Source organism: Streptomyces sp. NPDC059906 (assembly GCF_042730645.1).
Classification (GTDB): domain Bacteria; phylum Actinomycetota; class Actinomycetes; order Streptomycetales; family Streptomycetaceae; genus Streptomyces; species Streptomyces rubrogriseus.
Map to the genome: position 1 here is coordinate 21,879 of NZ_JBHWKU010000044.1, position 19,230 is coordinate 41,108.

At 72.9% G+C, this 19,230-nt stretch carries 16 protein-coding genes and 1 riboswitch; of the genes, 13 read left to right on the forward strand and 3 right to left on the reverse strand.

Annotated features, from left to right (window positions below; translation table 11 throughout):
* Positions 1-117 precede the first annotated feature (117 nt).
* Positions 118-282, forward strand: a riboswitch (cyclic di-AMP (ydaO/yuaA leader).
* Between the two features lie 12 nt (positions 283-294).
* The gene (locus ACFV9J_RS37180) at positions 295-1,059 is read left to right on the forward strand and encodes a M23 family metallopeptidase (RefSeq protein ID WP_385362133.1); all 765 of its coding nucleotides are present in this window, start codon (positions 295-297) and stop codon (positions 1,057-1,059) included.
* Between the two features lie 119 nt (positions 1,060-1,178).
* Positions 1,179-1,874: a GntR family transcriptional regulator gene (locus ACFV9J_RS37185; protein WP_385362135.1), complete on the forward strand. Its 696-nt coding sequence runs from the start codon at positions 1,179-1,181 to the stop codon at positions 1,872-1,874.
* 172 nt (positions 1,875-2,046) lie between these two features.
* Here ACFV9J_RS37185 and ACFV9J_RS37190 read toward each other — a convergent pair whose 3' ends face one another.
* Positions 2,047-2,328, reverse strand: a complete 282-nt coding sequence (locus ACFV9J_RS37190) for an HPr family phosphocarrier protein (RefSeq protein WP_007445064.1) — start codon at positions 2,326-2,328, stop codon at positions 2,047-2,049.
* A gap of 202 nt (positions 2,329-2,530) precedes the next feature.
* On the opposite strand from ACFV9J_RS37190, the gene ACFV9J_RS37195 reads away from it, so the two are divergent.
* The 4 genes from ACFV9J_RS37195 (at position 2,531) to ACFV9J_RS37210 (ending at position 8,351) form a co-directional block, all read left to right on the forward strand.
* Positions 2,531-5,767, forward strand: coding sequence for a GNAT family N-acetyltransferase (locus ACFV9J_RS37195; protein WP_385362137.1), 3,237 nt, complete (start codon positions 2,531-2,533; stop codon positions 5,765-5,767).
* A gap of 96 nt (positions 5,768-5,863) precedes the next feature.
* The gene (locus tag ACFV9J_RS37200; RefSeq protein ID WP_003973177.1) at positions 5,864-6,460 is read left to right on the forward strand and encodes a DUF5998 family protein; all 597 of its coding nucleotides are present in this window, start codon (positions 5,864-5,866) and stop codon (positions 6,458-6,460) included.
* A complete protein-coding gene (locus ACFV9J_RS37205; RefSeq protein WP_385362139.1) occupies positions 6,460-7,653 on the forward strand; it encodes an alkaline phosphatase family protein in 1,194 nt (397 codons plus the stop codon). The genes ACFV9J_RS37200 and ACFV9J_RS37205 overlap by 1 nt, the downstream gene beginning before the upstream one ends.
* 47 nt (positions 7,654-7,700) lie before the next feature.
* Positions 7,701-8,351 carry a thymidine kinase gene (locus ACFV9J_RS37210; RefSeq protein ID WP_115744595.1) on the forward strand — a complete coding sequence of 217 codons (651 nt, stop codon included), beginning with the start codon at positions 7,701-7,703 and terminating at the stop codon, positions 8,349-8,351.
* A 29-nt stretch (positions 8,352-8,380) separates the two neighbouring features.
* On the opposite strand, the gene ACFV9J_RS37215 is transcribed toward ACFV9J_RS37210, so the two are convergent.
* Complete coding sequence (locus ACFV9J_RS37215; protein WP_385362141.1) at positions 8,381-10,450, reverse strand: glycoside hydrolase family 36 protein; 2,070 nt, start codon at positions 10,448-10,450, stop codon at positions 8,381-8,383.
* Between the two features lie 243 nt (positions 10,451-10,693).
* On the opposite strand from ACFV9J_RS37215, the gene ACFV9J_RS37220 reads away from it, so the two are divergent.
* The 6 genes from ACFV9J_RS37220 to ACFV9J_RS37245 all read left to right on the forward strand — a co-directional run bounded on the left by ACFV9J_RS37220 (position 10,694) and on the right by ACFV9J_RS37245 (position 17,073).
* A complete protein-coding gene (locus ACFV9J_RS37220; RefSeq protein ID WP_385362143.1) occupies positions 10,694-11,482 on the forward strand; it encodes a GntR family transcriptional regulator in 789 nt (262 codons plus the stop codon).
* A gap of 227 nt (positions 11,483-11,709) precedes the next feature.
* A complete protein-coding gene (locus tag ACFV9J_RS37225; protein ID WP_385362145.1) occupies positions 11,710-13,017 on the forward strand; it encodes a D-tagatose-bisphosphate aldolase, class II, non-catalytic subunit in 1,308 nt (435 codons plus the stop codon).
* Positions 13,014-14,171: an SIS domain-containing protein gene (locus ACFV9J_RS37230; protein ID WP_385362147.1), complete on the forward strand. Its 1,158-nt coding sequence runs from the start codon at positions 13,014-13,016 to the stop codon at positions 14,169-14,171. The genes ACFV9J_RS37225 and ACFV9J_RS37230 overlap by 4 nt, the downstream gene beginning before the upstream one ends.
* A 49-nt stretch (positions 14,172-14,220) precedes the next feature.
* A complete protein-coding gene (locus ACFV9J_RS37235) occupies positions 14,221-15,213 on the forward strand; it encodes a BadF/BadG/BcrA/BcrD ATPase family protein (RefSeq protein WP_385362149.1) in 993 nt (330 codons plus the stop codon).
* Positions 15,210-16,148: a DMT family transporter gene (locus ACFV9J_RS37240; RefSeq protein ID WP_385362151.1), complete on the forward strand. Its 939-nt coding sequence runs from the start codon at positions 15,210-15,212 to the stop codon at positions 16,146-16,148. Before ACFV9J_RS37235 ends, ACFV9J_RS37240 begins: the two co-directional genes overlap by 4 nt.
* A gap of 76 nt (positions 16,149-16,224) precedes the next feature.
* A complete protein-coding gene (locus tag ACFV9J_RS37245; protein WP_385362153.1) occupies positions 16,225-17,073 on the forward strand; it encodes a ketose-bisphosphate aldolase in 849 nt (282 codons plus the stop codon).
* A gap of 48 nt (positions 17,074-17,121) precedes the next feature.
* Here the strand turns inward: ACFV9J_RS37245 and ACFV9J_RS37250 are convergent, their stop codons facing one another.
* Complete coding sequence (locus tag ACFV9J_RS37250; protein ID WP_385362155.1) at positions 17,122-17,925, reverse strand: VOC family protein; 804 nt, start codon at positions 17,923-17,925, stop codon at positions 17,122-17,124.
* Between the two features lie 235 nt (positions 17,926-18,160).
* On the opposite strand from ACFV9J_RS37250, the gene ACFV9J_RS37255 reads away from it, so the two are divergent.
* Complete coding sequence (locus ACFV9J_RS37255; protein ID WP_385362157.1) at positions 18,161-19,012, forward strand: sulfurtransferase; 852 nt, start codon at positions 18,161-18,163, stop codon at positions 19,010-19,012.
* The last annotated feature ends 218 nt before the right edge of the window (positions 19,013-19,230 follow it).

Consider the following 19,230-nt stretch of genomic DNA (forward strand, 5'->3'; position numbering starts at 1 on the left):
TGCCCGTCTGCCCTGTGGCGTGCGCTACAAAAAGCCTGTTGCGTTTGAGGATTGAACGCAGCCGCGTTTAGCGTCGTCCGGGCTGTTCGTCAGGCAGTGCGCCGCATCCGCGGCACCGGACAGCCATCGCCGAGTCCCCGTACGGCGCGAGCCAGGGGAGCCGGGGACCCATCGCAGTCCCTGGGGTGAATCGGACGCCCGCGCGCACCGCGAGGGGGTCCGTAGGAGACCTTCCACCTCCGAACCCGTCAGCTAACCCGGTAGGCGAGAGGGAAGGAAAGGACAAGCCTCTACATGGCGTTCACGCGCGCCACCGGGAAGCACCGCCGTACCGGCCGGATGCACCGCACCACCGTCCGCGCGGCGGGGGTCGCGGCCCTCGCCACCACAGGCGTGGTCGGCACCCTCGCGGCTCCGGCGCTCGCCGCCGAGCCCGAGGTGGAACAGACCGGGCTCACCCCGGTCGTCACCATCGGCGACTCCATAGCCGACGAGATCGACGCCCAGGCCCTCGCCCAGAAGCAGGCGGCCGCGGACGCCGCCGCCCGCGAGGCGGCCCGGGAGGCGGCCCGCGAGCGGGCGGCCGAGGCGGCCAAGGAGGCGCGCGAGGCCAAGGAGCGCGCCGCGCGGGAGGCGGAGCGCAAGCGCCTCAACACCTTCGTCGCGCCGATCACCGCCTCGTACGTCTCCACCGCCTACCAGGCCGGCAGCTCCCTGTGGTCCTCGGGCAGCCACACCGGCATCGACTTCCACGCCTCCAGCGGCACGTCCGTGCACTCCGTGGGCGTCGGCACCGTCGTCGAGGCCGGCTGGGGCGGCGCGTACGGCAACCAGGTCGTGATCAGGATGCACGACGGTACGTACACGCAGTACGGGCACCTGTCCTCCATCGGCGTCTCGGTCGGCCAGTCGGTCGAGCCCGGCCAGCAGATCGGCGTCTCTGGTGCCACCGGCAACGTCACCGGACCGCACCTGCACTTCGAGGCCCGTACGAGCCCCGAGTACGGCTCGGACATGGACCCCGTCGCCTATCTCCGCTCCCACGGAGTGAACGTCTGACGAAAAAGCCCCGGCTTCGAACTCGGGGCTTTTTGTATTCCATACCGGCTTGCTTGGCCTAGAGTCGCTGAAAGCGCGTCCATCGTCGGCGTTTCAGGGGATCAAGGCGGAGGTCGGTCATGCGTATTCCGGCGCATTCGGTGTGCACGGCGATCCGGGACGACATCGTGGCCGGCGTCCACGGACGCGGGAGCCGGCTCACCGAGGAAATCCTCGCCCGCCGCTACGGCGTCTCCCGCGTCCCCGTCCGCGAGGCCCTGCGCACGCTGGAGGCGGAGGGCTTCGTGGTGACCCGGCGGCACGCGGGCGCGTGCGTCGCGGAACCGACCGCGCGGGAGGCCGCCGACCTGCTGGAGACCCGCACGCTCCTCGAGCCGCTCGGTGCCGCCCGGGCCGCGCGGCGGCGCACCGACGCCCACCTCAAGGTGCTGCGCGGCCTGGTCAGGCTGGGGCAGGAGCGGGCCGGGCGGGGCACCGTGGACGAGCTGCGCTCCCTGGGCGGCTGGTTCCACGAGACCCTCGCCCGGGCGGCGGACAGCCCCTCCCTGACCGCGCTGCTGACCCAGCTCCGCCACAAGATCGCCTGGATGTACGTCGTGGAGGCGCCGGTCGGACCGGCGGAGCACTGGGCGGAGCACGCCGCGATCACCGACGCCGTGGCCCGGGGCGACGGCGAACGCGCGCGGGCGCTCATGACCCGGCACATCGAGCGGTCGGCGTCCGGGCACCGGCTCCGATTCGCCTCGGCGGCGTCGGCGACGGAGCGTGTGAGGAATACGCAACATTCCGTAAACACCGCGAGCCCGCTCCGGTAACACAGGTTCCGTATACAAAAGCGGGGGAATTCCGGCGGCTATTTCCGCCGTCCCGAATGCGCAGCAGTGGAAGCGTCAGTGGAAGCGGAAGCGGAAGCGGAAGCGGAAGGGAAAAAGGTGAAAGGCCCGTCCGGTGGTCCCGGCGGGCCTTTCGGTGCTGCTGTCCCGTCCGTCAGACGGTCTCGGGAAGCTCCTCGAGCCCCTCGGCGACCAGCTTCGCCAGCCGGTCCAGGGCCGCCTCCGCGCCCTCGGCGTCGGACGCGAGGACGATCTCCTCGCCCCCCTGGGCGCCGAGGCCGAGGACGGCCAGCATGGAGGCCGCGTTGACGGGGGACCCGTCGGCCTTGGCGATCGTCACCGGGACGCCTGTGGCCGTGGCGGCTCGGACGAAGATGGAGGCGGGGCGGGCGTGGAGACCCTCGGCCCAGCCGACGTTGACGCGGCGCTCAGCCATGTGATGCTGCCCTTCAGGTGTTCAGAGGCGTTGAAGTTGTCTAGACCAGTCTTGTCTAGACCAGTTTCCCACATCGTGAAGCAAGCCGGGACGACCCCGTGGGCCGCCCCGTAAAGGTCCCGGACCGCGGCCTCGGTCCGGACCTCCGTCCCCCACAGACTGCCCCGCGCCGTTGTCGTACGCGAGCCGTACTCTGGGGCCCATGCAGACCTCGTCGGACCGGCACGAGTACCCCGCCCACTGGGAAGCCGACGTGGTGCTGCGCGACGGCGGCACCGCACGCGTCCGCCCCATCACCGTTGACGACGCCGAGCGCCTGGTCAGCTTCTACGAGCAGGTTTCCGACGAGTCGAAGTACTACCGCTTCTTCGCGCCGTACCCTCGCCTGTCCGCCAAGGACGTCCACCGCTTCACGCACCACGACTTTGTGGACCGGGTGGGACTCGCGGCCACCATCGGCGGCGAGTTCATCGCCACCGTACGCTACGACCGGATCGGGGCCGGCGGAACGCCCGCCACCGCACCGGCCGACGAGGCCGAGGTCGCCTTCCTCGTCCAGGACGCCCACCAGGGGCGCGGCGTCGCCTCCGCCCTCCTGGAGCACATCGCCGCCGTGGCCCGCGAGCGGGGCATCCGCCGCTTCGCCGCCGAGGTGCTGCCCGCCAACAACAAGATGATCAAAGTCTTCATGGACGCCGGGTACACCCAGAAGCGGAGCTTCGAGGACGGGGTGGTCCGCCTGGAGTTCGGTCTCGAACCCACCGACCGCTCGCTGGCCGTGCAGTACGCGCGCGAGCACCGCGCGGAGGCCCGTTCCGTCCAGCGGCTGCTGCAGCCCGGCTCGGTCGCGGTCGTCGGCGCCGGCCGCACCCCGGGCGGCGTCGGCCGCAGCATCCTCGGCAACATCCGGGACGCCGGCTACACGGGGCTCCTGTACGCCGTGAACAGGGCCTTCCCCGAGGACATGAAGGAGCTCGACGGGGTGGTGGCGTGCCGTTCCGTGCGCGACATCGACGGGCCCGTCGACCTCGCCGTCGTCACCGTGCCCGCCGAACACGTCCCGGACGTCGTCACCGCGTGCGGCGAACACGGGGTGCAGGGACTGGTGGTGGTCTCCGCCGGATACGCCGACAGCGGCCCCGAGGGACGTGAACGCCAGCGCGCCCTCGTGAGGCACGCGCGCACGTACGGCATGCGCATCATCGGGCCCAACGCCTTCGGGATCATCAACACCTCCCCGGACGTGCGGCTCAACGCCTCCCTCGCCCCCGAGATGCCGCGCGCGGGACGGATCGGCCTGTTCGCGCAGTCCGGCGCCATCGGCATCGCCCTGCTCTCCCGGCTGCACCGGCGCGGCGGCGGGGTCACCGGCGTCACCGGCGTGTCCACCTTCGTCTCCTCCGGCAACCGCGCCGACGTCTCCGGCAACGACGTCCTCCAGTACTGGTACGACGACCCGGACACCGACGTCGCGCTGATGTACCTGGAGTCCATCGGCAACCCCCGCAAGTTCACCCGCCTGGCCCGGCGCACGGCGGCCGCCAAGCCCCTGGTCGTGGTGCAGGGCGCCCGGCACGGCGGCGTGGCACCCCAGGGGCACGCCGTACGGGCGACGCGGCTGCCCCACGCGACGGTCTCCGCGCTGCTGCGGCAGGCCGGCGTGATCCGGGTCGACACCATCACCGACCTGGTCGACGCGGGGCTGCTCCTCGCCCGCCAGCCGCTGCCCGCCGGACCGAGGGTGGCCATCCTGGGCAACTCGGAGTCCCTGGGACTGCTCACCTACGACGCGTGCCTCTCCGAGGGCCTGCGCCCGCAGCCGCCGCTGGACCTGACGACCGCCGCCTCGGCCGACGACTTCCACGCGGCCCTGGCCAGGGCCCTGGCCGACGACACGTGCGACGCGGTCGTGGTGACCGCCATCCCGACGCTGGGGGAGGGGGCGGCCGGGGACGCCGCGCTCGCGGAGGCCCTGCGCTCCGCGGCGGCCGCGGTCCCCACCAAGCCCGTCCTCGTGGTCCACGTGGAGCTGGGCGGCCTGGCGGAGGCCCTGTCCGCGGCGGCGAGCACGGCCCCGCAGCCGGCTCAGGGCACCGCCTCCCAGGCCACCCCGGGCACCACTTCCCAGCCGGCTCCGGCCACCGGCTCCGAAGCGGCTCCGGGCGCGGCCTTCCCGGTCGATCCGGGTGCTGTGCGGCAGGGTGGCCCGGCCTCCCGGGCCACGCCGGGCACCACTTCCCAGGCGGCTTCGGTCACCGGCGCCGACGCGGCTCCGGGCGCGGCCTTCCCGGTCGATCCGGGTGCTGTGCGGCAGGGTGGCCCGGCCTCCCGGGCCACGCCGGGCACCACTTCCCAGGCGGCTTCGGCCACCGGCGCCGACGCGGCTCCGGGCGCGGCCTTCCCGCCCGACCCCGGTGCCGTGCCACAGGCCACCCCGGGCGGCCCGGCCTCCCGGACGACCCCGGGCGGCGCACCCCATGCTGCTCCCGGCCCCGCCGATCGGGCCTCGTCCCGCCCGTCCGGTCCGTCCGCCGCCCCGGCCCAGTCGCCCACGGCCGTCCTGCCCCCGGAGGGAGCCCACCTCATCCCCGCCTACCCCGCCGCCGAGCGTGCCGTCCGCGCCCTCGGCGAGGCGGTCGCCTACGCCCAGTGGCGGCGCGACGCCGCCGACCCCGGCAAGGTGCCGGAGTACGAGGACATCGACGAGAAGGGCGCCGCCCAGCAGATAGCGGGGCACCTCGCGCGCGGGCAGGGGCTCACCCTCGGCAGCCGGGAGACCTGCGACCTGCTCGGCCGGTACGGGGTCCACGTGCACCGCGCCCTGCCCGCCGCCACTCCCGACGACGCCGCGGCCGCCGCGCGGACCATCGGCTACCCGGTGGCCCTCAAGGCCACCGCCCCGCACCTGCGCCACCGCGCCGACCTGGGCGGCGTACGCCTCGACCTCGCGGACGAGCAGCAACTGCGGCGGGCCTACGCCGAATTGACCGAGCTGTTCGGAAAGCCCGCGGAGCTGCGCCCGGTGGTCCAGGGCATGGCTCCGCGCGGCGTCGACACCGTCGTACGGGCGGTCATCGACCCGGCGGCCGGCGCGGTGCTCTCCTTCGGCCTCGCCGGCGCCGCCACCCAGCTGCTCGGCGACATGGCGCACCGGCTGATTCCGGTCACCGACCGGGACGCCACCTCGCTCATCCGCTCGGTCCGCACGGCCCCCCTCCTCTTCGGCTGGCGCGGCTCGGCCCCGGTCGACGCCGCCGCCCTGGAGGAGCTGCTGCTGCGGGTCTCCCGGCTGGTCGACGACCACCCGGAGGTCGTCGCGGTCACCCTGGAGCCCGTCGTGGTCGCCCCGCACGGCCTGAGCGTCCTCGGCGCCTCCGTCCGCCTCGCGCCCCCTCCCGCCAGGGACGACCTCGGCCCGCGGACCCTGCCGGCCTACTGACCCGCCACGCCCCGTACCCGGCCCGGTGCCCGCGCCGGGTACGGCCCCGGACGGGTACCGCAGGAGCGTGCCTCGCAGTCAGTGGGTCCCCGTAGGATGGACGGCATGGCCAAGACCAGTACGACGACCCAGGGGCTGCGAGCGGCGATCGAGCGCAGCGGCTACTACCCGGCCCTCGTGGCCGAGGCGGTGGAGGCCGCCGTGGGCGGCGAGCCCGTGCGGTCGTACCTGGTCCACCAGGAGACGACGTTCGACCAGAACGAGGTGCGCCGGCACGTGACCGTGCTGGTGCTCACCGGCAACCGCTTCATCGTCAGCCACACCGACGAGCAGGCCGCCGACGACACCTCTCCGACGCCGTACGCCACGACGTCCACGGAGTCCGTCAAGCTCGGCCGGATCTCGTCCATCGTCGTCAGCCGCGTCGTCGCCAACCCGGAGCAGTACAAGCCGGGCACCCTGCCCCGCGAGATCGTGCTGACCATCGGCTGGGGCGCCGTCTCCCGCCTCGACCTGGAGCCCGCCGCCTGCGGCGACCCCAACTGCGAGGCCGACCACGGCTACACGGGCAGCTCGACGGCCGACGACCTCAGCCTGCGCGTCAGCGAGGCCGGGGACGGCCCCGAGACGGTGCGCCAGGCGCTCACCTTCGCCCAGGCCCTCTCCGAGGCGACCGCGGACTCCGCCCGCTGATGGTGCAGCACACCGCCTGGGACACCCACCCAGAACCGCTCCCCGTCGACTCCGCCCCCGTACCCGAGTACGGCCGGGGCTCCCTCGCCGACCTGCTGCCCACCCTGGCCGCCGGCCTCGGTGTCCCGGGCATGACCGCGGGGATCACCGAACTGACCCCCGCCGACCGCAACTGCGTCTTCCTGATCGACGGCCTCGGCTGGGAGCAGCTGCGCGCGCACCCCGAGGACGCCCCCTTCCTGAGTTCCCTCCTGGGCAGCTCGCGCGGCGGCACCGGACGCCCGATCACCGCCGGCTACCCGGCGACCACGGCGACCTCCCTCGCCTCCGTCGGCACCGGCCTCCCGCCGGGCGCCCACGGCCTGCCCGGATACACGGTGCGCGATCCCGGCACGGGCGCCCTGATGAACCAGCTCCGGTGGCAGCCGTGGACCGCGCCCGGCCCCTGGCAGCCCTACCCCACCGTCTTCGGCCTCGCCCACGAGGCGGGGGTGCACGCCGCCCAGGTCTCCTCGCCCACCTTCGCCAACACCCCGCTGACCAAGGTCGCGCTCAGCGGCGGCGAGTTCCACGGACGCCTGTCCGGCGAGGACCGGATGGACTGCGCCGCCGAGCAGCTGGCCCGCGCCGACCGCGCCCTCGTCTACACGTACTACGCCGAGGTCGACGGCGCCGGGCACCGCTTCGGCGTCGACTCCGACACCTGGCGCGGGCAGCTCGGCCACGTCGACCGGCTCGTCCAGCGCCTCGCCGAGCGGCTGCCGCCGCGCAGCGCCCTGTACGTCACCGCCGACCACGGCATGGTCGACGTGCCCTTCGACGAGGAGCACCGCATCGACTTCGACGAGGACTGGGAGCTGAAGGCGGGCGTCGCCCTCCTCGGCGGCGAGGGCCGCGCCCGCCACGTCTACGCCGTCCCCGGCGCCCACAACGACGTGCTGTTCTGCTGGCGCGAGGTGCTCGGCGAGCAGTTCTGGGTGGCGTCCCGGGACGAGGCGATCGCCGCGGGCTGGTTCGGCCCCCGCATCGACGACCGGGTGTACGACCGCATCGGCGACGTGGTCGCCGCGGCGCGCGACGACGTCCTGGTCATCGCCTCCGAGCGCGAGCCCAAGGAGTCGGCGATGGTCGGCAACCACGGTTCGATGACCCCTGCCGAGCAGCTCGTCCCGCTGCTCGAAGTACGCTCCTGACCCTCTGCGTTCCACCGATCCCGCTGCCGAAAGGTGCCCAACCCCTCATGCCCGAGCTGGTGTTCTTCTCCGGAACGATGGACTGCGGGAAGTCGACACTGGCTCTCCAGATCGAGCACAACCGCTCGGCGCGCGGACTGGCCGGCATGATCTTCACCCGCGACGACCGTGCGGGCGAGGGCAAGCTCTCCTCCCGCCTCGGCCTCGTCACCGACGCGGTCGAGGTCGGGGACGGCCAGGACCTGTACGCCCACGTCGTCGACCACCTCTCGCAGGGCGGCCGGGTGGACTACGTGATCGCGGACGAGGCGCAGTTCCTCGCGCCGGACCAGATCGACCAGCTCGCGCGCGTGGTCGACGACCTCGACGTCGACGTGTACGCCTTCGGCATCACCACCGACTTCCGCTCCAAGCTCTTCCCGGGCTCCCAGCGGCTGGTGGAACTCGCCGACCGCGTCGAGGTGCTCCAGGTCGAGGCCCTGTGCTGGTGTGGAGCCCGCGCCACGCACAACGCCCGCACCGTGGGCGGCGTCATGGTCGTCGAGGGTGCCCAGGTGGTCGTCGGGGACGTAGCCCAGTCCCCCGACGAGATCGGGTACGAGGTGCTGTGCCGCCGCCACCACCGCAGGCGGATGACGAGCGCGACGGCGCGGGCGGCGGCGCTCTCGCCGGACGTGCTGCCGGTCTCCACCACGTGAGTGCCCAGGCCGGCGCGCGCCGGCCCTGATCAGCCGATGTGCTCGGCCACGATGAGCTGGAACCGCTCGAAGGCCAGCTCCACGGTGTTGTGCCGAGCGTCGACGGTTCCGAGAGAGGTGCCGTTGAACGGGTCGGTCAGGCGGTACCTGCCGCGGCCCAGGCCACGCAGCTCGACCGTCCCGTCCCACCGCCCGGCGTAGAAGGCGTAGTGCATGGTCGCGCCCTTGGCCACCACATGCGCCTCGGGCTTGTCGAAACCGATGTCGTACAGCTCGCCCCGGTACTCGCCCGTGGACAGCATGTTCTCCTCGTACAGGTTCACCCACCGGCGCCAGAGGGCTTCCCTCTCCGGCGTGAGCACGATCCCGTCGTCCGGGCCCGCGGGGTAGGTGAACTTCGTCGACAGGACGGCCCCCACACCGTAGCTGGAGGCGAAGTCGTCGCCGCCGTCGCTCAGTTCGACGTGGTCGCCGGAGTAGCTGCTGCCCCGGCCCATCAGCGCCTTCATCGTCTTGCCCTTCGTACGGACCTGGTACGACGAGAGCGGGTCCGAACTCGGGTACTGGTCGACGTAGGGGAGGTTGTGGAAGGCGAAGGCGGTGCCGCAGGGGCAGAGCTCGACGACGGCGTCCCTGTCCGCCTCGTGAGCGGCCTCGTACACCGCCTTCCAGAACGACGCGAGACCCTCGGTCGATTCCTCGGGGCGGGCATGCCCGTGCGCCGGGTTGTAGCAGGGCGTGACGGCGTTGAGATGCTGGCCGTCGATCTTGAGCCCTTCGTATCCCCAGTCGCCGATGAACCGCTTCACCTGCCCCACGAAGTAGTCCACCGTCGGCCGGTACGCGGGGCACAGGGTCCAGGCGTCCCACCAGCTCACCCGCTGCTTGTTGCCCTCACGGTCCAGCAGGAGCATGTCGGAGTGGTCCCGGTAAAGGCTGCTCTCCGGGTCCGCCGCCAGCGGAGCCCACCACAGGCGCGGCCGCAGACCGGCGTCCCGGATCTGCCGGGTGAAGGCCCGCATGTCCCTCGCGCCCCGCGGGAACTTCCGCGGGTCCAGCTCCCAGTCGCCCTCGTTGGTCTGCCAGCCGTCGTCGAGCACCGCCCACTTGAGGCCGACCTCACGCACCTTGGGGAGCGTCGCGACGACCTGCTCGACGGTGAAGTCCCGCTCGTAGCCCCAGGCACACCACATGGGTTCCAGGGCCGGCCCGGGCGTCCTGGGCGCACGCTGGCCGATGTCACTCATGTAGTCGCGATAGCGCTGGAGCGGTGCGAAGTGGTCACCCGGCAGGGCGGTCAGGAACGTGGTGTCGGTGGTCAGCCGCCGCCCCGGCTTCAGGGTCACGGGGGCGTCGCCCTCGACGGCGAGGCTCGCTCCGCCGGCCGTCCTGCGAACCGGCAGGCGCAGCATCCTGGGCACGGGTTCGACGTGCCCGACGGAAAGACCGGCCCCCGGCCGCCACACGGTCGCCATCGGGGTGCCGCCGCCGTAGTCGGAGGCGTCCATCCCCAGCGAGTTCTCCTGGACGAACCCGTCCGTCATCGGCCGCACCCAGTCGCGACGGTCCTCGTACGTGGTTCCCGAGAAGGTGTGGAAGCCGCCGGGAACCTCCAGGAGTTCGTGGGCCCCGCTGCGCCATCCGGTGACCGCCAGCGGGGTACCGGTCCCGTTGGTGTAGGTCACCTTCATCACGATCATCCCGGTCAGGCGCTGGAAGGAAGTCAGCTCCACCGTCTTGCGGACTCCGGTCACGGACTTGCCCCAGACGGCCACCCGCACGCCTGCGCCGTGCCGGGAATGCCGGGTCCTGCGGGTTTCGTGCCCGCCGTACGTGAACGCGTCGATCGCCCCGCCGTCCACCAGCAGGGCCTCACCGGCGTCGAAGCCGGTGACGTCGACGCCCCGCAACGCCACCCGGCTGCGCAGCCGGTCGTCGAACTCCAGGGTGATGGAGGTGTCGCCGACCCCGACGAGGTCGGGGCCGCGGTGCGGTGCGGCGGCCGCGGGTGTGGCGCCCAGAGCCACGGAGGGGAGGGCGGCCAGGCCGGCACCTCCCAGCGCCACCTTCAGTACGCTGCGCCGGTTCACATCCGTCATGTCGGCCTCTCTCTCGGAGCAGGCTCTGGTCTGTAACCGGCTCCTCGAACGGAGTCGGGACACCCGTGAGGGCGAGGGCGGCGCCATCGGGCTCCGGGTGGCCTGCATCGAGAACGTAAGTGGTATTTGATTGGCATGTCAATGGTCCAAAGGTCCGCCACGGCCCAGGAGTTCGCCCGTGCCTGGTAAGGGGACGAGGGATCCGGGTGCCTCCGCGGCCGGTCGAACCGGTACGCTTCTGGTATGACCGAAGCGAGTACGCCGATGCCCAGGGGCCTCTTCGCCGACGACGCCCTCCCGCTGTACGAGCGCACGGCCGCGCGGCTCCTCGACGACCTGCGTGCCGCCGCCGCCCGCCCCGGTGACCGGCTGCCCTCCGAGCGCGCCCTGGTCACTCGGTACGCCGTCTCGCGCGTGACCCTGCGGGCCGCCCTCGCCCAGCTGGAGGCGCGAGGCGTCGTGCGGCCGTCGTCCTCGCGCGGGTGGTTCGTCGCCGAACCGGGCCTGTTCCCCGAAGCGGTGACGGCGCCGGCCTCGACCGCCCCCCAGGTCCAGGGATTCGCCGACTACGCCGAGGCCAACGGCCTGACGACGGCCAGCAAGGTGCTCTCCGCCACCGTCCGCCCGGCCACCGTGGCGGAGGCCGAGCAGCTCCGGATCGCCCCGGGCGCCGACCTCTTCGACCTCCACCGGCTGCGCTTCCTGGACGGCCTGCTGGTCGTGCTGGAGCACAACCGGCTGCCGCTGTCGGCCTGCCCGGCCCTGACCGGCACCGACTTCAGCACCGCCTCGCTGTACGCCACCCTGCGCGCCGCCGACCCGCCGCAGCTTCCCCGGGTCGCCGACTACTCGGTCGAAGCCCGCCACCCGACGGCACGGGAGATGGAGCTGCTCGAGATCGGGGCGACCATGCCGATGCTGGTCGCGACCCAGCTGACCTCCAACCAGGACGCCCGCCCGATCGAACTGACCGTCCAGGTCTACCGGGGGGACCGCTACCGGTTCCGGGCCTCCATCACCAACCAGACCTGAACCGACCGGACCCGAACCGACCAGACCTGACCAGACCTGAACCTGCCCGAGCCGGGCGTCGGAGCAGCCGACGCCCGGCTCGTCGCCGTTTCCCCAGACACTAAGAGATACCAGAAGCAGACCAATAGAGACTATTGACGGCCGAAAATAAGACCAGTAACGTTCCGCATGAGCTTCGGGCCATCGCGGCAAACGGGCTCAAACTGCACTTCAGTAAGGGGTTGGCGATGCAGAGCCCGTTGGACGAGATCGTCCGGCGTCAGAAGGCCGGAAGACCACAGGGCATCACCTCCGTGTGCTCGGCCCATCCGCTGGTCATCGAGGCGGCCGTGCTGCAGGCACGCGAGACCGGTGGTCCGGTACTGGTAGAGGCGACCTCGAACCAGGTCGACCAGTACGGCGGCTACACGGGCCTGCGGCCCGCGGACTTCCGTGACCTCGTGTACGGCATCGCGACGGAACACGGTCTGCCACTGGACCGCGTCATCCTCGGCGGCGACCACCTCGGACCGAACCGGTGGCAGTCCCTGCCGCCCGACGAGGCGATGGGGCAGGCCGACGCACTGGTCGCGGCCTACGCGGAGGCGGGCTTCACCAAGATCCACCTGGACTGCAGCTTCGCCTGCGCCGGTGACCCCGCACCGCTGACCGACGACGTGGTCGCCGAACGCGCCGCGCGTCTGATCCGGGTGGCCGAGGACACGGTGGGCCCGGGCCGGGCGGAGCGGATCCGGTATGTGATCGGTACCGAGGTGCCGACGCCCGGCGGCGCGCACGAGACGCTCGGCCCCCTGGTGCCCACCACGCCCGAGGCGGCGCGCGCGACCCTGGAGCAGCACCGGAAGGCGTTCGCCCGGCACGGCGTCGAAGGGGTCTGGCCCCGCGTCATGGCCCTGGTGGTGCAGCCGGCCGTGGAGTTCGACCACCTGCGGGTCGTCGACTACCGGCGGGAGTCGACCGAGGAGCTGCGCAAGGTCCTCGACGACGAGCCCACCATGGTCTACGAGGCCCACTCGACCGACTACCAGACCGCCGAGGCGCTCACCGCGCTGGTCGAGGACCACTGGGCGGTCCTCAAGGTGGGCCCCGGTCTGACCTTCGCCCTGCGCGAGGCGCTGTTCGCCCTCGCCGCGATCGAGGAGGAGCTGGTGCCGGTCGGCGAGCGGTCACGGCTTCCCGAGGTCGTCGAGCGGCGGATGCTTGCCGAGCCCGCCCAGTGGGAGGGCTACTACCCGGGCGGCGACGCCGAGCGGCGCCTCGCACGCCGCTACAGCTACAGCGACCGGATGCGCTACTACTGGGCCGACCCCGAGATCGAAGAAGCCCAGGCCCGTCTGCTGGCCAACCTTTCGGCCACGGCCGTCCCGTTGCCCCTGCTCAGCGCGCACCTTCCGCTCCAGTACGCCCGCGTCCGCCGCGGCGAGCTCGCCGCCCGCCCGCGCGAACTGGCCGTGGACCACGTCCGCGACGTCCTGCGCGACTACGACCGCGCCGCCGACCAGAACCGGAACCAGAACGAGAGGGAGTTCGTGTGACCACGCCCCCCGGCACGCTGCCCGTCGACGACAGCGCTGTCCACACCGTCCGCGAGATCGCCCAGCAGCCCGCCCTGTGGCGGGAGGTCGACCGCATCGTCGGAGCCTCCCGGGAAGCACTGGACGCGTTCCTGGTTCCGCTCGTGGCACGCGGCGACCTGCGCGTGGTGCTCACCGGCGCCGGGACCTCCGCGTTCGCCGGCCAGGTGCTCCAGTCCTCCCTGGCACGGCACTTGGGGCGGCGCGTCGACGCGGTGGCCACCACGGACCTCGTCGCCGACCCCCGCGGGTGCCTCGCCGAGGACCTGCCCACGCTGCTGGTCTCCTTCGCACGGTCGGGTGACAGCCCGGAGTCCGTCGCCGCCACCGCCCTGGCCGACCAGGTCCTCTCCGAGGTGCACCACCTCGTGATCACCTGCAACGAGCAGGGCCGCCTGGCGCGCGAGCACGCGCGGCGGCCGCGGTCGCACGTGCTGCTGATGCCGGCCGCGTCCAACGACCGCGGCTTCGCCATGACGTCGAGCTTCACCTGCATGACGCTCGCGGCACTGCTCGCCCTGGGCAAGGGCGCCCGCGACGGGCTCGCCGAACGCCTGGCACGGGCAGCGGAGTCGATCATCGAGGACGGCGCCGCCGACCGCACGGCCGGCGCCCTGGTGGACCGCGCACCCGAGCGCGTCGTCTTCCTGGGCAGCGGCCCGCTGAAGGGCCTCGCCGAGGAGTCGGCGCTGAAGGTGCTGGAGCTCACCGGCGGCACGCTCATGGCCGTCGCGGAGTCCTCGCTGGGTTTCCGGCACGGTCCCAAGGCGGTGCTCAACGAACGTTCGGTCGCGGTGGTGTACGTGTCGAACGACCCGTACACCCGCCAGTACGACCACGACATCGTCGCCGAGCTGCGCGGAAACCTTCCGGGCGGCAGTGTCGTCGCGGTCTCCGCGGAGACCGGCGCGCAGGCGGAGGGCGCCGACGCCTGGCCGCTCCCGGGCCTCGGCGACGTCGAGGACGCCGCCCTGGCACTGCCCGCCGTGGTGTACGCCCAGCTCATCGCCCTGCGCGCCTCCCAGGCCCGGGGGCTGCGGCCCGACAACCCGTTCCCCTCGGGTGAGGTCAACCGCGTGGTGCAGGGCGTGACCCTGCACTCCTTGAACGACTGATCGAAGTCAGCAACGGCGCGGATCGAGGGCGCCGGACGGAGGTACGACGATGTTCCTGGGTGTCGACGGCGGCGGTACGAAAACCGCATTCTGTCTGGTCGACCGGTCCGGACAAGTGGTCGCGCGTGCCCAGGCGGCAAGCTCGTACTACTTCTCCCACGGCATCGAGCTGGTCGAGCGTGTGCTGAGGGAAGGCGTCGGCACCGTCTGCGCGGCGGCCGAACTGTCCCCGGCCGACATCGACTACGCCTTCTTCGGCCTGCCCGGCTACGGGGAGGCAGCCCGCGACCTGCCCGTCCTCGACGCGACACCGCGGGCGGTGCTCGGGCACGACCGCTACGCGTGCGACAACGACATGGTCTGCGGCTGGGCCGGTTCGCTGGGCGCGGCCGACGGCATCAACGTCATCAGCGGCACCGGCTCGATGACCTACGGCGAGCGGCAGGGCCGGGGCGTACGCATCGGCGGCTGGAGCGAGTCGTTCGGCGACGAGGGATCGGCGTACTGGATCGCGATCCGCGGCCTCAACGCCTTCTCCCGGATGAGCGACGGACGGCTCCCCGAGGGCCCCCTGGCCGGGGTGTTCCGAAGCGGGCTCGGCCTGGAGTCGGACCTCGACGTGATCGACGTCGTGCACAACCGGTGGCAGGGCGACCGGGGCCGGATCGCCGCACTGAGCCGCTCGGTGGCCGAGGCGGCCGCGGCGGGCGACGAGACCGCCGCGGCGATCCTCGCAGAGGCCGGCCGCGAACTCGCCCTGCTCGTCGAAGCCACCCGGGAACGGCTCGGCTTCGGCCCGGACGAGTCCGTGCCCGTCTCCTACTCCGGCGGTACCTTCGCCGCCGCCCCGGTCCTGGAGGCGTTCACCACCGGGCTGAAGAGCCGCTTCGCGGGCTACGAGCTGCGGCACCCCCTGTACGAGCCCGTCGTGGGCGCTGCCCTGTACGCGGCGAAACTCGCTGGAACCCCGCTCGACCGGCCGGCGCTCGACGCGCTGCGCAAGGCCTCAGGGTCCCTCGCCCCAGGAGAGGACGAACAATGAAGAACGGCACAAGAGGCTGGATCCTGTACGCGTCGCTGCTGGTCCTGTTCTGGGGAGTGTGGGGCGCCTTCTCCAGCGAGCCCAACAGCAGGTACGGCTACCCCAACGAGATGATCTACATCATCTGGGCCTTCACGATGCTCATCCCCGCGTACTTCGCGATGCGCGGCAAGAGGTTCGACCGCAGGCCGGTCGCCGCGATGTACGGACTGATCGCGGGCCTGACCGGCGCCGGCGGACAGCTGCTGCTGTTCCAGGCGCTCGCCGACGGCCCCGCGTACCTGATCTTCCCCCTGGTGTCCCTGTCCCCGGTGATCACCGTCCTCATGGCGACGGTGCTGCTGCGGGAGCGGATCACCCGGCTCGCCGTCGTGGGCGTGGTCGCGGCGCTGGTGGCGATCGTGCTGCTCAGCATCCCCAGCGGCGGAGGCGACTCGGACGCGCACGGCCCGTGGCTGCCGATGGCCATCCTGATCTGCGTCGCCTGGGGTGTGCAGGCGTTCTGCATGCGCAAGGCCGCGCTCGTCGGGGTCAACGAGGCGACCACCTTCGGGTGGATGACCATCAGCGGACTGCTGCTGGTTCCCGTGGCGTTCGCGATCATGGGCGGTTTCCCGTCCGGGGCTCCCTGGCAGGCACCGGCCCTCACCGCGGTGACCCAGGTCCTCAACGCGGTCGGGGCGCTGTTCCTGGTCATGGCGTTCAGCCGGGGCAAGGCCACCGTGGTCGCCCCCATCACCAACGCACTCGCCCCGGTTCTCACCATCGTGCTCTCCCTGGCGGTCTACCAGACGCTGCCCAGCGTGTGGGGCGCCCTCGGCATCGTGCTCGCCCTCGCGGGTTCGACGCTGATGGTCTACAGCGACGAGAAGAGCGGCGAGAGTTCCGTGGCACCGGGTGTGGCGGACGGCGACGTGAGTTCCGTCGGACGCTAGCCCCGAACGCCCACCCACCCGTACCGGCCGGACCGACCGACCGTCGAAGCAACATGAAAGCGAGGGGAACACCCCCATGCCCCTGGTTCCCACGCGCGAACTCGTCTCGGAGGCCGCCGCCGCAGGCCGGGCCGTCGCGGCGTTCAACGTGATCACGCTGGAGCACGCCGAGGCGATCACCTCCGGTGCACAGGCCGCGGGCGCCCCCGTGATCCTGCAGATCAGCGAGAACGCCGTGCGGTTCCACGGCGGCCGGGTCGAGCCGATCGCGCGGGCCGCGGCCGAGGTCGCCAAGGCCGGTGACGTCGACGTCGCACTGCACCTGGACCATGTGACGGACATGGGACTGCTGCGCACGGCCGCCGACGCGGGGTTCTCCTCCGCGATGTTCGACGCCGGGGCGCAGCCCTACGCCGAGAACCTCGCCGCCACCCGCGCCGCGGCGCAGTGGGCCCACGGCGCGGGCCTGTGGCTGGAGGCCGAACTCGGGTACGTGGGTGGCAAACCCGACGCCCCCGCGAGCGCCCACGCGGCCGGGGTGCGTACCGACCCGCAGGAAGCGGCGCGCTACGTGGCGGACACCGGCGTGGACGCGCTGGCCGTGGCCGTCGGCAGCAGCCACGCGATGACCGAACGCTCCGCGTCCCTGGACCACGCACTGATCGAACGGCTCCGGGAGGCCGTGCCCGTGCCCCTGGTACTGCACGGTTCGTCGGGAGTCGGGGACGACGAACTGCGGCGGGCCGTCCGGGCGGGCATCCTGAAGGTCAACGTCGGCACCGCCCTCAACATCGCCTTCACGGGCGCGGTCCGCGAGACGTTGGCGGCCCGCCCCGACCTGACGGATCCCCGCCCCTACGTCGCCCGCGGCCGGGAGACGATGGCGGAGACGGTACGTGCCCTGCTCGCCGTGGTGAGCGGCTGAGCGGGGCCGAGACCTGCGGGGCCCCCGCAGGCGTACGGCCGGCCCCCGTCACCGCTGTGCGTGCAGCAGCGTGAACCGCGCCCCCTCCGGATCCGCCACCGTCGCCACCCGGCCGTGGGGCGTGTCCTGGGCCGGGGTCAGGACGTGCCCGCCCAGGTCGACGAGGCGCGTCGCGGACTCGTCCGTGTCGGCCACCTCGAAGTACGTCATCCAGTGCGGTCCCCGGTCGCGCGGCAGGGCGTCGCCCACGCCGTGGATGCCGGCGACCGGGCGGCCCTCGATGCGCAGGGTCACGTAGTCGCGGTCGGGGAAGGGATCCGGGAGCAGTTCGAAGCCGAAGACCGTCTCGTAGAACTTGGCGACGCTCGCCGTCTCGTACGTCAGCAGTTCGTTCCAGGCCGGTGTGCCGGGCCGGCCCGTGACGGCCGTGCCCAGGTGTGCGGCCGCCTGCCACACGCCGAAGACGGCGCCGGCCGGGTCGGAGCCCAGGGCCATGCGGCCGGCCTCGCCCGCGTCCAGGGGGCCGACGCCGACCGTGCCGCCGCACAGGCGCACCGTTTCGGCCGTCCGGTTGACGTCGTCGGAGGCGAAGTACGGCGTCCAGGCGGTGGGCAGTTGCCGGTCCGGGGGCAGCTGCCCGATGCCGGCCACCTCCCGCCCGTCGAGCAGGGCCCGCGCGTAGGGGCCCAGTTGCTGGGGTCCGGGCCGGAACACCCAGCCGAACAGGGCACCGTAGAAGTCGTGGGTGGCGGCCGGCCCGTGCACCATCAGACTCACCCAGCAGGGCGTGCCGGGCGCGCGTCGGGCGTTCGTCTCGCCGATCCGGCTGTCCGATCCCCGTGCGTCGGTCATCGTCACCCTCTTCTCGGCCCTCCGCGGGCCGTGCGTCCGCTTCCGCTCCGACGGGCCTCGGCACCGGCACCGGGTTCCGGTGCGTGCTTCGGGCGTGCTCGCGCTTGTGGGGCAGCCCGCCTGCCCGGGCAGTACAGCATGTGGCCGAACCCGTACGCCTCGTGATCGGTACTGTCCGGCGGGCAGAGTAGCCCGACAACGACGCCTCGGCCACTCGGTACGTCAGGATGGGGCCATGAACGCCATCATCTCCGCATCCGAACTCGTCGACGAACTGGCGGGCCCCAATCCGCCCGTCCTGCTCGACGTCCGCTGGCAGCTGAGCACGGCGAAGGCGGCCGGTGCCCCGCCGTTCGACGGCCCGGCCGAGTACGCGGCCGGGCATCTGCCCGGTGCCGTCTACGTCGACCTGGACCGCGAACTCGCCTCCGCGCCCGGCGTGCACGGCCGGCACCCGTTGCCCGAGGTGGGGGAGTTCGGCGCGGCGATGCGCCGGGCGGGCGTGTCGCACGGGCGGCCGGTCGTGGTCTACGACGGCGGGCAGGGATGGGCGGCGGCCCGCGCCTGGTGGCTGCTGCGCTGGACGGGTCACCCGAACGTGCGGGTCCTCGACGGCGGGTTGCCGTCCTGGGAGGCGCCGCTTTCGACGGACGTCCCGGCGTCCGCGGAGGGCGACTTCACGCCGGCGCCGGGCGCGACGGGCCTGCTGGACGCGGACGGGGCGGCCGCGCTGGCCCGGTCCGGGGTGCTGTTCGACGCCCGCGCGGGGGAGCGTTACCGGGGCGAGGTCGAGCCGATCGATCCGGTCGGCGGCCACATCCCGGGCGCCGTGTCCGCGCCGACGACCGCCAACGTGGCCCCGGACGGGCACTTCCTGCCCGCCGAGGAACTGCGGGCACGCTTCAAGACCCTCGGCGCCACGGAGGACGGCGCGGTCGGCGTGTACTGCGGCTCGGGCGTGTCGGGTGCCCACGAAGTGCTCGCCCTTGCGGTGGCGGGGATTCCGGCGGCGCTGTACGTGGGCTCCTGGTCCGAGTGGTCGTCCGACCCGGCCCGGCCGGTCGCGGTGGGCCCCGACCCGCAGTAGAGGGGTGCGCTGCGCGTGGGTGGCGGGTTCGCGCGCAGGAGGCCCGGGTCACGGGGTGTGGGTCCCCGGGCCGGCTGGGCTGTGGCGGGGCCACGCCCGCCGGGAGCGGGGGCCGGTCCGGAGGCAGGACCTCGCACCGAGGGCGGCGCGGCGCCCGCACGAGGGCCGCACCTGCACGCGGAGAGGGGGCCGCACCCGCAGGCGGAGAGGGGGCCGCA